A 12,355-nucleotide genomic window follows, 5' to 3' on the forward strand; every position below is an offset into this window, starting at 1 on the left:
GAATCTATCTGGATATTTATGGATGTTGTGTGCTAAAAAAGAAGAGAAGACCATTTTGCAAGATTCTTATTTTGAAGGAGCTTTCAAAGTCACGCGCCCGGTTTATCTCGATCAAACAGGGCAGGCATGCTTATATATGATGAATCCTGGAGGAGGATATGTCGATGGCGATATCTATAAGATAGAAATTGAGCTTGAACCGGAAGCGGCAGTCCTTCTCACCACCCAATCATCCACTAAAATCTATAAAACGATGAAACAGCCTGTTGTTCAAGAAACAAATATTTTTTTAAAAAAAGGAAGTCTCCTGGAATATCTTCCGGATCCTGTCATCGCCTACCAGCATGCGCGGTTTAAGCAGCGGACAACGATTCGGATGGAGCAGGGCGCGTCGCTTGTTTGTACCGATATTCTTACCCCCGGCTGGGCACCGGACGGAACGAAATTTCGTTATGATTTGCTTCAGTCAAGAATGGACGTATACATCGATGACAAATTGGTTTTGTTTGACCATCTAAAACTGGTGCCCGATCAAGATATCCAGGGGCTTGGAAGCATGGAGGGATATACGCACTTTGGTTCGATGCTCGTAGTAAAGGACGGGATTGATAGTGAGTTTTTGGATCGGCTCTATGGTATACTTCAGCCTTCTACGGAAGTGAAGATAGGCCTGTCCATACTATCGGTATGCGGATTTGTCCTTCGTGTGCTGGCGAACCGTACGCAGGATGTAGAAGAACTGTTCGGTAGATGCCGAGAGGTGTTATGGGGGGAAAGTCTGGGCAAAACCGCAATGTTTTTGCGCAAATATTAAGGATAGAGAGGAAGCTTTAGACAAAATGGTTTTTGGCCGTTCTAGTACCCGAAATTTCATTGATAAACGTTTCAATCAGATGAATGACAGTGCCAAGGCCTTGATGATAAACGGCTGCAATTTTTCATGTTTCATTTTTACTCACCTCCTGTTAAAACTGATATCAACTTAAGACGGAGCATTATCATAAATTATTATTTAGCTATCAGAATGGCACAATAACTATGAATAAAAAAAGGTTACAAATTGACTCGTTTTACTTGCCAATTGTAACCTTTTTTATCAGGGAATCATGCATGATTCTATGCTCGTCGCTTCGTTAATAGGCCCTGCGATGTCGATATCCCTGTTCCTATAGGCCTCGCCAAAAGCCGTGACCGGGTTTTTTGCAAAGTCTCCTGCTTTATGGCCGGGAACACGACTCCATCTCCCCGGTCAGGACACGTTGGTAAATCGCTTCGTACTGGCGGGTGATTTCTTTGTGACAGAACGTATGGTAGGCACGCTCTATTGCCTGTTGGGAGAAGAATTCATAGGTCGCAGGGTCCGCCACAAGCTGAATCGCTTTCTCCGCCATTCCTTCCACATCACCAATCGGCAGCACAAAACCGGTCTCTCCGTCTTTCACCACTTCAGGTAGTCCGCCCGCATTGCTTGAAATTACCGGCTTACCGCACGCCATCGCTTCAAGTGCTACAAGTCCAAAGCTTTCTTGCGCAGATGGCAGTAGCATCACGTCCGCCATAGATAATACACAGGCGATATCTTCCTGTTTTCCTAGAAAGAATACATCATCCCGAAGACCGAGTGTAAGCGCCAAATCCCTCGCCACAGGAAGATCCGGACCCTCTCCAATCATCAGGAGTTTAGCCGGTATCCGCTGTTTAATCCGGTGGAAAATACGCACCACATCATCCGTTCGTTTTACGCTGCGGAAGTTGGAAATATGAATAAACACTTTCTCGTTGTTCGGTGCATATTCTTCGCGCACATCACACATATCACGCGGATAATATTCCCGCTTGTCAATGAAATTGTAAACCAGGTCAATCGGCTTTTCGATCTGAAGCACTTCCCGCGTCTGATTAATCAGACTTTGTGACACGGCGGTTACAGCGTCGCTATGCTCAATGCCAAAACGGATAATATCTTTTAGCGTATGGTCATAGCCGAGCACTGTAATATCCGTTCCATGCAGCGTGGTGACTACTTTCAGGCGATCTCCCACCATTTGCTTGGCAAGGTAGGCGGAAATCGCATGCGGAACGGCGTAGTGAACATGCAGCAAATCCAGGTTCTCCATCTGGGCGACCTGGGCCATCCGGCTCGCCAGCGTCAAATCGTACGGCGGATACTGAAACACTGAATAGTTATTGACATCCACTTCATGAAAATAAATATTGCGGTAATACTTGCCAAGACGAAACGGCATGCCGGATGTGATAAAATGCACCGTATGCCCCCGCTCGGCCAGCAGTTTGCCCAATTCAGTTGCCACAACACCCGAGCCACCTACAGATGGGTAACATGTAATCCCAATTTTCATCGTTCGCTCCTTCTGATTACAGGAAGTTCTTCAACAGCAGCGGTGTCGCCACCGAACCGGGTTCTTTTTCAAACTGTGAGCGGTAAACGCCAAGCGCAGCCATGTTCACTTCCATGTATTCGTTAATATCGAGTAAAATCAATCGTTAATTTTGAATTTGGGTCCGTAAATGCTAGCGTAAGATCACGAATTAAAATAGCAGGCCTCTTACCAAATCCAATTTGACCAGAGAATCCATGCTGCATATATAATTGTTGAATTTCATCTAACATATACCTTCGTTGGCCTCCATGTGTATATATAACCTTTAATCCATAACCTTCAACTATCCCGTCCTTTTCTAACCGTCGTAACGTGCTTGGAGAAATACCTAATAACTTTGAGGCATCAGAAATATTTAATAATTTATCATACATATAGGAACGCTCCTCTTTTAATGATTTGTCTTAATACCAGGGAAAAGTTCTTGCAGATCTAAGATTCCGAGTTGTGAAAGTAATTCAATTAAACTTATCAAATTTTGATATTTAGATAATTACTGTATAGTTCTTGGAAATACATTAATAGCATAGCTTGATTTTAAATTTTTAAAAATTAAAATAACATTGACTATTTTGTGTATTTACTTGCATGCTTCTATTATAAAACAAAAATGATTAAGTTTGGTAGGTTTTATTCCGAGGGAGGGGATCATGACGATCTTTCCTGTGGGATACTACTGCAGCACAAGTACTAAAAAGGAGGAGAAGACAGAGGAAAAAAGATCCATGTAGAAAAAGGCGTTCGCCTTTTTCTACATTATCTGCTTGGCATTCCCGGCGAGCAATTGCCGAAAGTTACGCATTATTTTCGTGAAGCCCACCCCTATACAGGGACGAAAGTGGCTGTCATTGGCGGTAGCAACTCTGCCATTGATGCGGCGATGGAACTGCTTCGGGTGGAAGCGGAGGTAACCGTCATATACAGAGGGGAAACCTACTCGCCAATTATCAAACCATGGGTTCGTCCGGTATTTGAAAGCATGGTCAATAAAGGCCGTATCAAAATGCTGTTTCGCTCCCGTGTAACGAGCATTTCAGAATCAACTGTTACCGTATCCGTAGACGGTGTAGAAACGCAATTGGACAACGATTTCGTACTTGCTCTGACCGGGTTCCGTCCGGATCGAAGTATGCTGCGTGAGGCCGGCGTAGCTTTTCAGGATGATGAAGAAATCCCTGTATTTAATTTTATTCAGATATTTTATGATAAATAGAATATTGGTGTATAATTTAGATAAAGAGACTGACGCAAGAAAAAAACATTTTTCAGTAGATAAGGATATAAAAAGAAAGCGGGTGATAAATATGGAAAAGAGAAAAGATGAATGGCAGCCAACTCGCCAGGCAGAGTTTGAAGCAGAGAGCGAAGAGTATATAACGAATGAGGAAATCCTTGAGAATATCAAGGAGGCGGAACAATCAGCGGGAATGAATCTGGAGAGTTTTAAAAAGGCAATTGCGAGCGGAGAAATTAAGAACTACTCAATCGTACAGTTGCGAATGTGGGAAAAAATGGAGAGGTTATTAAAGGAGCGCAAGCAGTAAAGATGGATCAAACCAGGTTTGCATACAATGGGACACCTGATGAGTATGTCAAGTATATTCGTCAGGTTTTATTTCGCTATCAGACACACTTTGAAGATATATGGAGAGCAGTCGGACAATTGAAAGCACAGAGAATAGAAAAGATAAAGTGGAGTTTGTCGTTAGGCGGATATTCTATTGTGCAGGCAAAAAAATCAATTGCCGAATGTTCTTTTCCGTTACGATTTAAAGATGGTTCAGTTTTTACTTTTGGACAAACAATACATTATGAACAAGGAATATGCTGGATCGAGGAGTCTGTTATCCGTTTTATCAAAGTCGATTCATCGCAGCAAGTTCAGTATCTGTTTCATTATGATTCTGTCATGGATGTTCCTGATCATCCTGACCATCATTTGCAATTTGAATACGATCCAACTATTACAACACCAAGGTTTAACATTTATCGTTATGAAAGTATCGAGTCTGTTTTAGAAATGATTGTAAGGGATGAAGTCGTATAAGACAGGGAGACTTTCCCTGCCTTTTCGTATTTTCACATTCATTTAGCCTTAGCGTTTTTCTTTTCTCCTTCAGTTTTTTTCAAAATCTTATTATTTTCCCACCTATCTAATGGGCTTTTTCAATAATATTATATTCGATTTACATAGAGCTAATGACACGTATTTTCTTTGCAAGATTTGTTGGATTCACAACCTGTTGAACGATATATTTACGGCCATATTTACATATTTGAACGGCCATAAATATATGGTGCATAACGACAAAAAGCAATTCGTTTTATGAATCGCTTTTTGTCGTTAGTCTTATCTAGAGTAACTTGAAAAGATTGTAAATTTTACTCAGAGGTTACATCTATACTTACGTTGTATCATAAAACACCATAGAGTAATAAAATACTGCGTATAAAAAAACTCCTTACACAAACCAAAAAACCCGTTTGCTACCTTACGCAAAAAGTGTAACAATACATACATAACGATACATACAACTGCAAGGAGGAAGGACCAATCATGAAATACAACTTCGACCAAGCAGTACACCGAACGAACACCAATTCAATCAAATGGGATTACCGCCAAAAATTCTTCGATACGGAGGACGTTCTTCCCTTATGGGTGGCGGACATGGATTTCGCTTCTCCGCCATGCGTCACAGAAGCACTAATAAAACGGGCGCAGCATCCCGTATATGGCTATCCGGGCACACCTAGAGCTCTTTTTGAAGCTGCCGCAGGCTGGATGAAGCGCCGCTTTGGTACTGAAATCAAGCCTGAGTGGATGACAGCTCTTGCGGGGGTAGTACCGGGCCTGTTTGCGGCAGTGGAAGCGTTCACCCGACCGGGAGACAAAGTCATCGTGCAGCCGCCCGTCTATCCCCCGTTTTTCAGCGCTGCGCTTGGCCGCGGTCGATATATCGTGGAGAATCCGCTGCGCGAAGAAAATGGACAATACATGATGGACCTGGCCGATTTGGAAAACAAAATCGATGAAAAAACAAAGCTATTGATTTTATGCAGCCCGCATAATCCTGTAGGCCGTGTTTGGACAAAGGAAGAGCTTACGCGGTTGGCCGACATTTGTGTCAAGCATAACATTCTGATTGTCTCCGACGAAATTCATGCTGATCTGGTATATGAAAAAGGGGCGCATACGCCATTTTATTCGTTGGGCCCAGAAGTGTCCGAACGGTGCATTACCTTTCTTTCCCCCAGTAAGACGTTTAACCTGGCTGGCCTGTTTACTTCAATTGCGATCGCCGAAAATCCGAAGCTATTAAAAAGATTAAAGAGAGCCATTCGGAAAGCAGGGGTGGATCATATCAATCTATTTGGGATTGAGGGATGTATTGCGGCATACAATGAAGGAGAAGCGTGGCTTGATGAGCTGCTTGTGTATTTAAAAGAGAATGCTTTGTATGTGAATCGGTTTTTACAAGAGAGAGTGCCAGGAATTTCGATGAGGATACCGGAAGGGACATACCTCGGATGGCTGGATGTTCGCGGCCTTGGGCTGTTCGGTGAAGAATTGAAATCGTTCATGATTAAAAAGGCGAAGTTGGGATTAAACGACGGTCCTTCGTTTGGAACCGGCGGCGAAGGGTTCCAGCGTCTGAATTTCGCCTGCCCGCGTCCGACACTGGAAGAGGCGATGACGCGTTTAGAAAAAGCGGTCAAAGAAAGATGAGGGAAAAGAAAGTGAAACCCTTATTGCTTTACTTTCGCCAAAGGCCGGCAATCGATGCCAGGAGCTGTGCTGGAAAAAGCGGACGTATAGAAAAACATGCCTAACCGCGGCGCTGCGGCAAGACATGTTTTTCTATATCGTATACAGCTCAGGTTGAGAGTCCGGTTCTGCGCCCTCTTCTTCCTTTTCCGACGGGCTCCTGAATAAGTATGACAGCCGCGATAACAAGAAGGATACCGAGAAACTGCCATGGGGTTAGGGAGTCACCAAACAGCACAATGCCGACCAGTGCCGCCACCACCGGCTCGACCGTAGCCACAATGGATGCGCGGCTGGATTCGACATAAGACAAGCCGAACGTGTAGAGAAGATAGGCCAATACGGTAGGAAACAAGCCTAATCCAATGCTGAATCCGACTACTTTCCAGTTGAGAAGCAGAGGGACAGAATTTTCTAATCCGCTTACGGGCAGGATACCGAGACTGGCGATAAGAAACGTATAGACCGTAACGGTCAACGTATGGTATTTCGCCAGCGCAAATTTGCCGAAGATGCTGTATAAAGCGTAGCCGAATCCAGAGCCCACACCGACCAGCATGCCGTACATAGAAATCGTTTCATCGGCAAAAGGCAGGATGCCAATGACGAACGAACAGCCGATGAACGTAACAAGCAGAGCCAGCATCTTTTTCTTTGTGACCCATTCTTTGAAAACGATGCGCGAGAGAACGGTGACAAAGGCAGGCGCCGTATACAGCAAGATGGCGGCGACGGATACGGATGTTTCCTGAATGGCGGTAAAGTAGCACCAGTTGAAAAACACGATGCTGAAAATTCCGGTGCCGATAAAATATTTGATGTCCCTAAGTTGTATCTTCAGCAAAGATCGATTTGTCAGCGCGATATAGCCGAGCAGCAGCAGTGCGGAACTGACGGCTCGAATGGCCACCACCTGAAGCGGGGTAAAGCCGCTGGCATATAAGAACTGCACAAAAATTGAAATGATTCCCCACAATGCCGCCCCCGCGGCGATGAAGAAGTAAGCCCACTTTTGCATGCACGTCTTTCTCCCTATCTTTTTCTTTTGTCTCCCATTATATCTTTTATGGGTCAAGAAACAAACAATAGGGAAGCATATCCTGGTCTTTGTTTTTACCGTTTTTGACGTCGGCATTTTACTAACCAGGTTTTTGTATCAATTTATGTCGATATTCATGGTTATTATTTGATTGACAGTAATATCTATATGCGATATATTGCATATAAATCTGAAAAATAGGTGAAACATATGCCCATACCGAAAGATTATGTAACGCCGGCACGAATATCGGCAAAAGAAAAAGCGTTCCAGCAACTGCAGCGCTGGATTATCGATGGTACGCTGGAGCCTGGCGAAAAATTGTACGATATAGAGCTTGCGGAAGCGCTGGGAATAAGCCGGACGCCGGTACGGGAAGCGCTGCAGTTGCTGCAGATACGAGGGTTTATCGAAATGCATCCAGGCAAAGAGACGAGAGTAACAGCCATTCAAAGGGACGACGTGCTGAAGATGTATCCGCCGCTTGCGTCCCTGCAGGCGCTGGCGGCCGAGGAGGCGGTAAAAAACATTGTACCCGGACACATTGAGGCTTTAAAAGAAATCAATATGCGGTATGAACAGGCGATACATAACGGACAGGTATTTACGGCGATGGAGATTGACGAGGAATTTCACAATCTGATTGTTGAGATTGCAGACAATCCGTACATTTTGGATTTTTCTTCTCTTCTCCAGATGCATCTGCGCCGCTTGAAGTATGTGTTTTTAAAGCAACACACTGCATCTAACACCGATTCTCTTAAAGAGCATGAGCGCGTCATTCAAGCGCTTGCCGGAGGGGACGGCGAGGCTGCGTCTGCGGCAATGAAGCAGAACTGGCTGCGTCCGATGCGTGAAGTGTATGAATTACTGTTATAAAGGTACAGCAAGAAGGAGACGGGGTGGGGAAGTGAAATCTGCATCAGGGAAGTCGAATCGAGGCTTTTATTTTTTGCTATTGCTGGTCCCGCTGTTCTGGGGCGGCGTTTTTCCTGCCGGGAAGCATATCATTGCGGAAGTGCCTCCGATTACAACGGCGGCGGTCCGTTTCGGACTGGCAGGTCTCGTTTTGCTTTCGATTGTGTGGGCAAAAGGTGAATGGAACGGTGCTGCCGTTAAGAGACAGTGGCGGGGGCTTGTTCTTCTGGCATTGACGGGCATTTTTGCATATAATGTGTTTTTCTTTGTGGCGCTTCGGTATACATCCGCTGTGAACGGTTCATTAATCATGGCGACAAGCCCGGTGTTTATTACGCTGGGAGCTGTGCTATTTCTCAAAGAGCGATGGAATCCGCGCCTGGGAATCGGGCTAACTCTTTCGCTTACGGGCGTATGTCTTGTTGTTTTAGGGGGCTTGCCGTATGGCGCGGCTTCGTTTTCGTTTAATGTAGGAGATCTGCTGTTTTTAGGCGCGTTGGGTTGTTGGGTGCTGCACGGCTTGATAGGCAAGGTGGTGATGCAGGACCTGTCTCCGCTGTTGACAACGACGGTGTCTACGGTGATAGGATCGCTTCTTCTGGTGCTTTGTTCGCTTCCGGAAAAGGGATGGAGGAGCGTGCTTTCTTTGTCGGCACAGGGGTGGGCAGAGATGTTATATATGATGGTCTGCGCTACCGTTATTGCGTTTTTGCTGTGGAATGAAGGGATCCATCGCATTGGTGCTGGCAAAGCGAGTCTTTATATGAACCTGGTGCCGATCAATGCGACCTGGATGGCCGTGTTTTTGTACGGGACGCTTATCTCATGGCAGCAGCTTGCGGGTATGGGATTGGTAATTGCCGGTGTGTCATTTGTCATGTTGGACGGTGGGGTAAAAAAGCTTTTCGCAAGGCAGGTCGGATGATAGTTGAAAAGAAAGTGCTTTAAAAATAGAAAGCCAATGATGTCGATAAAATGACAGCAATTGGCTTTTTCTGTTTGATTTACAGCAAAGGAATCATATCACCCAATCACTCCAATTTCCGGCCCGGTTCTCTAGTTTTTGCAGCCAGTCGCATGTCTGCTCAAACAGGGCTTCTGATGCTGCAACGGACGAAAAGGTGTGATCGGCGCCTTCGATGACATGAGCCTCACATTGTCCGATTGTCCGCTGGCGCAGTAAGCTTTCATATAAATAGCACGCATCCACCGGAATGTCCTCATCCCGTGTTCCATGTAAAATCAACACATCGCCAAGAAACGAAGATCCGGGTGCAAGCGGCTGCGCTTGTGCAAGCGAGGCGAAAAACGCGTCAGATAGATGATAGCCGCTATGTTCGGCTTTTCCGCTGCGTGTTGCTTCCTCGTATGTCGGGCGTCCCACAATACGGATAATGTCGGAAAGTGGGTGAGAGACCGGGGCCCACAGGATTAGGGAAGATACCCGGCTGTCTTTTTCCGCTGTCAGACGGGCAACAGCGCCCCCTAAGCTGTGTCCAAGCAAAAATACCCGTGATTTATCGATACAGTCGATGCTTAATGTGTAGTCGAGTGCGCGTCTTGTCTGTTCAATGAAACTGTCGATGCCGTATGATCCGTATTCGCCTTCGCTCTCTCCACAGCCCGCATAGTCAAAGCGGAGCACGAAATAACCTTCCTGTGCAAGACGGCGTGCAGCTTTTACGAATAGCCGGTTTACACCGATGCGGTTGCCGACGAACCCATGGCAGATAATAACGGCCGGCCAGCGTTTGTCTTCTTGTTTACGTTTTTGGGCGCACGGGTAATGCACCGTGGCGGCCAATTCGAGCTGTCGATAAGGAAAGGTAATGCTGCGTTCCATATGAAATCCTCCTTTAAAAATAAAAAACTTTCTTCTGAAGAGAAGAAAGGAGGAAAAACCGTATCCTTTCTTATCTTTCAGAACCGTTCGTTCTGTAGGATGTAGCACCTTGCGGACACGCCGCCGGTTGCCGGGCTTCATCGGGCCTAGTCCCTCCACCGCTCTTGATAAGAAAATAAACTTTCATTATGGTATTGTTAGTCATTAGTATAGACCTTACCCCGAAAGACGTCAATAAAAAAAACATAAAATTCCAATCGAATTAGTGAGGATTTTTGTTTTTTCATAAAATGAGATACAATACAACATAAAAGGAGGTAGCACAAGGGGGTTTTTCAGAACATTAACGTAGCAGAAGCTATGCCTGTTTGAAACACTTTTTTCCTCCACTTATAGAAGTAAGGCTCTCCTGTGCGAAAATGATGAAGATTGTATCTGTTGAACCGACGCCAAGCCCGAATTCGATGAAGTTAAATCTTGATGAAAAACTACCTGTGGGCGTAAGTCATAACTATACACCGGAAAACAAAAGGAAGGCGCCGGATTATATTCAAAGACTGCTGGAAATCCCGGGGGTTAAAGGGGTATTCCAGGTAATGGATTTTATTGCACTGGAGCGAAATCCAAAGGCGGATTGGCGCGATATTCTGGCTCAGGCACGCGGCGTACTGGGAGCGACCGATGAATATGCCAGGGAAGAAGTTAGTCCGGTAAAAGAAGACGCGTTTGGAGAGGTGCAAGTATTTGTCCAGATGTTCCGGGGCCTTCCTATGCAGATTAAACTGGAGGCAGGCGGCGAACAGAAACGCGTTGGTCTGCCGGAACGATTTATGAAAGCGGCGATGGAAGCGCAATCGGCTTCGCAAAACCTGGTTATGGAACGGAAATGGGAAGACCGGGGCGTCCGCTACGGTACAATGGAAGAAATCGGGGAAGAGGTGGCTCAGGAGATTGCGGCCGCGTATGATGAAGAGCGTCTGCGCCAGCTGGTAGCTCAGGCGTTTGTACAGAAAGAAGGAGAGGGACCGAAAGAAGAAGCGCTTTCCGGTGCAGCAGTGGAAGGGATGCTGGATGATCCGGATTGGGAGAAGCGTTTTGCGGCACTGGAGAGAATGAATCCGACCGCAGAAGACATCCCGGTGCTGCATAAAGCGCTGCATGATACAAAAACATCGATTCGCCGCCTGGCGGTAGTATATCTTGGCATGATTGAAAGCAAACAAGTATTGCCTCTTCTGTTTGAGGCGCTGAAGGATAAATCGCCGGTGGTGCGCCGGACGGCAGGGGATACGCTGTCGGATTTGGGCGATCCGGCGGCGATCGGACCGATGACGGAAGCGCTGAAGGATTCGAACAAGCTGGTTCGCTGGCGGGCAGCCAGGTTCTTGTACGAAGTGGGAGACGAAACCGCACTGCCAGCGCTGCGCCTGGCGCAAGATGATCCGGAATTCGAAGTGAGCCTGCAGGTGAAAATGGCCCTTGAACGTATTGAAGGCGGCGAAGCAGCGAGCGGTACGGTCTGGCAGCAGATGACTCGAAGCCGGAAAGAGACGTAAAATCCAAATAAGGTAGATAGATTAACTACAGGAAGGAAGCAGGAAGACAGTATATCTGCTTCCTTATGTTCTTAAAAAGAGAAAAGTAAATAAATACTGCGTATAAAAATATTTAACAAAAAATCTGCTTCTTTTTTATTAAATACGCGTATAAAAAACTGAATGGAGCAGAAAATCATCATGGCTTTTCAACCTTCTTTTCTCATGATTTTCACAAAAAAGAGGAGGAGTAACATGGAATTTGTGCTCTGGAGTATCATAGGCATCTTGTTTTTGCTGAGTTTGATTGGTGTGGTTGTACCGGTTATTCCCGATGCGCTGCTTGTGTGGATTGCGTTTCTTATCTATCAGTTTGCCATCGACAGCACGGTACTAAGCTGGACATTCTGGGTGCCGATGACAGTGCTGACCCTGTTTTTAATTGGTGCCGACATGCTTTCGAATATATACTTCGTGAAAAAATACGGGGGAGATAAATGGTCAATGTTTGCGGCCGTGGCGGGCATCATTTTGGGACCGATCGTGCTGGGCGCCTTCCTTGGTCCGCTCTCCATTGTAGTGGGCCCATTCCTGGCCGTTTTTCTGGTGGAACTTATACGAAATGGCGGCACTCAGAAGTCGCTGCGCATCGCTCTGGGTACCGTGCTGGGCTTCTTGAGCAGTACGGTTGCCAAAATCGTTATTCAGTTGATTATGATTGTATGGTTTTTTATTGCCGTTCTGTAAATTAGATAACATAAAAAAATTATGGTTACTTATATGCTGTAAACCAGAAACAGATTTGCGTGGATGCGGGAAAGCAGAGCTTTTATGCCACTTTTCATCTGC

13 protein-coding genes, 1 pseudogene and 1 riboswitch are annotated in these 12,355 nt (G+C 45.7%); of the genes and pseudogenes, 9 read left to right on the plus strand and 5 right to left on the minus strand.

Annotated elements, in window-relative coordinates; genetic code table 11:
• Positions 1-22 precede the first annotated feature (22 nt).
• Positions 23-814: an urease accessory protein UreD gene (locus ADA01nite_RS05210; RefSeq protein WP_246147226.1), complete on the plus strand. Its 792-nt coding sequence runs from the start codon at positions 23-25 to the stop codon at positions 812-814.
• A 403-nt stretch (positions 815-1,217) separates the two neighbouring features.
• Here ADA01nite_RS05210 and bshA read toward each other — a convergent pair whose 3' ends face one another.
• Genes bshA through ADA01nite_RS05220 form a run of 3 tightly spaced genes read right to left on the minus strand, consistent with a single transcriptional unit; the run spans position 1,218 to position 2,776 of the window.
• Positions 1,218-2,360: an N-acetyl-alpha-D-glucosaminyl L-malate synthase BshA gene (gene bshA / locus ADA01nite_RS05215; protein ID WP_146808898.1), complete on the minus strand. Its 1,143-nt coding sequence runs from the start codon at positions 2,358-2,360 to the stop codon at positions 1,218-1,220.
• A 16-nt stretch (positions 2,361-2,376) separates the two neighbouring features.
• Positions 2,377-2,502: a hypothetical protein gene (locus ADA01nite_RS22810; RefSeq protein WP_281285983.1), complete on the minus strand. Its 126-nt coding sequence runs from the start codon at positions 2,500-2,502 to the stop codon at positions 2,377-2,379.
• Positions 2,483-2,776, minus strand: coding sequence for a MerR family DNA-binding transcriptional regulator (locus tag ADA01nite_RS05220; RefSeq protein WP_246147227.1), 294 nt, complete (start codon positions 2,774-2,776; stop codon positions 2,483-2,485). The genes ADA01nite_RS22810 and ADA01nite_RS05220 overlap by 20 nt, the downstream gene beginning before the upstream one ends.
• Positions 2,777-3,162: 386 nt before the next feature.
• On the opposite strand from ADA01nite_RS05220, the pseudogene ADA01nite_RS05225 reads away from it, so the two are divergent.
• The 4 genes and pseudogenes from ADA01nite_RS05225 to ADA01nite_RS05240 all read left to right on the plus strand — a co-directional run.
• Positions 3,163-3,588, plus strand: a pseudogene (locus ADA01nite_RS05225) (NAD(P)-binding domain-containing protein); the annotation flags it as partial.
• Between the two features lie 118 nt (positions 3,589-3,706).
• Positions 3,707-3,946 (plus strand): hypothetical protein, encoded by a 240-nt coding sequence (locus ADA01nite_RS05230; RefSeq protein WP_146808900.1) that lies wholly within the window; start codon positions 3,707-3,709, stop codon positions 3,944-3,946.
• A gap of 2 nt (positions 3,947-3,948) precedes the next feature.
• Positions 3,949-4,449, plus strand: coding sequence for a hypothetical protein (locus tag ADA01nite_RS05235; RefSeq protein ID WP_146808901.1), 501 nt, complete (start codon positions 3,949-3,951; stop codon positions 4,447-4,449).
• A gap of 510 nt (positions 4,450-4,959) precedes the next feature.
• Entirely contained in the window at positions 4,960-6,132 is a 1,173-nt protein-coding gene (locus tag ADA01nite_RS05240; RefSeq protein ID WP_146808902.1) for a MalY/PatB family protein, read from the plus strand.
• 148 nt (positions 6,133-6,280) lie between these two features.
• Here ADA01nite_RS05240 and ADA01nite_RS05245 read toward each other — a convergent pair whose 3' ends face one another.
• A complete protein-coding gene (locus ADA01nite_RS05245) occupies positions 6,281-7,189 on the minus strand; it encodes a DMT family transporter (RefSeq protein WP_146808903.1) in 909 nt (302 codons plus the stop codon).
• 231 nt (positions 7,190-7,420) lie between these two features.
• On the opposite strand from ADA01nite_RS05245, the gene ADA01nite_RS05250 reads away from it, so the two are divergent.
• Positions 7,421-8,089: a GntR family transcriptional regulator gene (locus ADA01nite_RS05250; RefSeq protein WP_146808904.1), complete on the plus strand. Its 669-nt coding sequence runs from the start codon at positions 7,421-7,423 to the stop codon at positions 8,087-8,089.
• Positions 8,090-8,120: 31 nt separating this feature from the next.
• Positions 8,121-9,053 (plus strand): DMT family transporter, encoded by a 933-nt coding sequence (locus tag ADA01nite_RS05255; protein WP_246147228.1) that lies wholly within the window; start codon positions 8,121-8,123, stop codon positions 9,051-9,053.
• 93 nt (positions 9,054-9,146) lie between these two features.
• Here the strand turns inward: ADA01nite_RS05255 and ADA01nite_RS05260 are convergent, their stop codons facing one another.
• Entirely contained in the window at positions 9,147-9,971 is an 825-nt protein-coding gene (locus tag ADA01nite_RS05260; protein WP_146808906.1) for an alpha/beta hydrolase family protein, read from the minus strand.
• Between the two features lie 67 nt (positions 9,972-10,038).
• Positions 10,039-10,145: riboswitch (SAM riboswitch) on the minus strand.
• Between the two features lie 248 nt (positions 10,146-10,393).
• Between ADA01nite_RS05260 and ADA01nite_RS05265 the strand changes: the two genes are divergently transcribed.
• Positions 10,394-11,527 carry a conserved virulence factor C family protein gene (locus tag ADA01nite_RS05265; RefSeq protein ID WP_146808913.1) on the plus strand — a complete coding sequence of 378 codons (1,134 nt, stop codon included), beginning with the start codon at positions 10,394-10,396 and terminating at the stop codon, positions 11,525-11,527.
• A gap of 234 nt (positions 11,528-11,761) precedes the next feature.
• Positions 11,762-12,253 carry a DUF456 domain-containing protein gene (locus ADA01nite_RS05270; protein WP_146808907.1) on the plus strand — a complete coding sequence of 164 codons (492 nt, stop codon included), beginning with the start codon at positions 11,762-11,764 and terminating at the stop codon, positions 12,251-12,253.
• Positions 12,254-12,355 lie beyond the last annotated feature (102 nt).

This window comes from Aneurinibacillus danicus (assembly GCF_007991215.1).
Taxonomy (GTDB): Bacteria; Bacillota; Bacilli; order Aneurinibacillales; family Aneurinibacillaceae; genus Aneurinibacillus; species Aneurinibacillus danicus.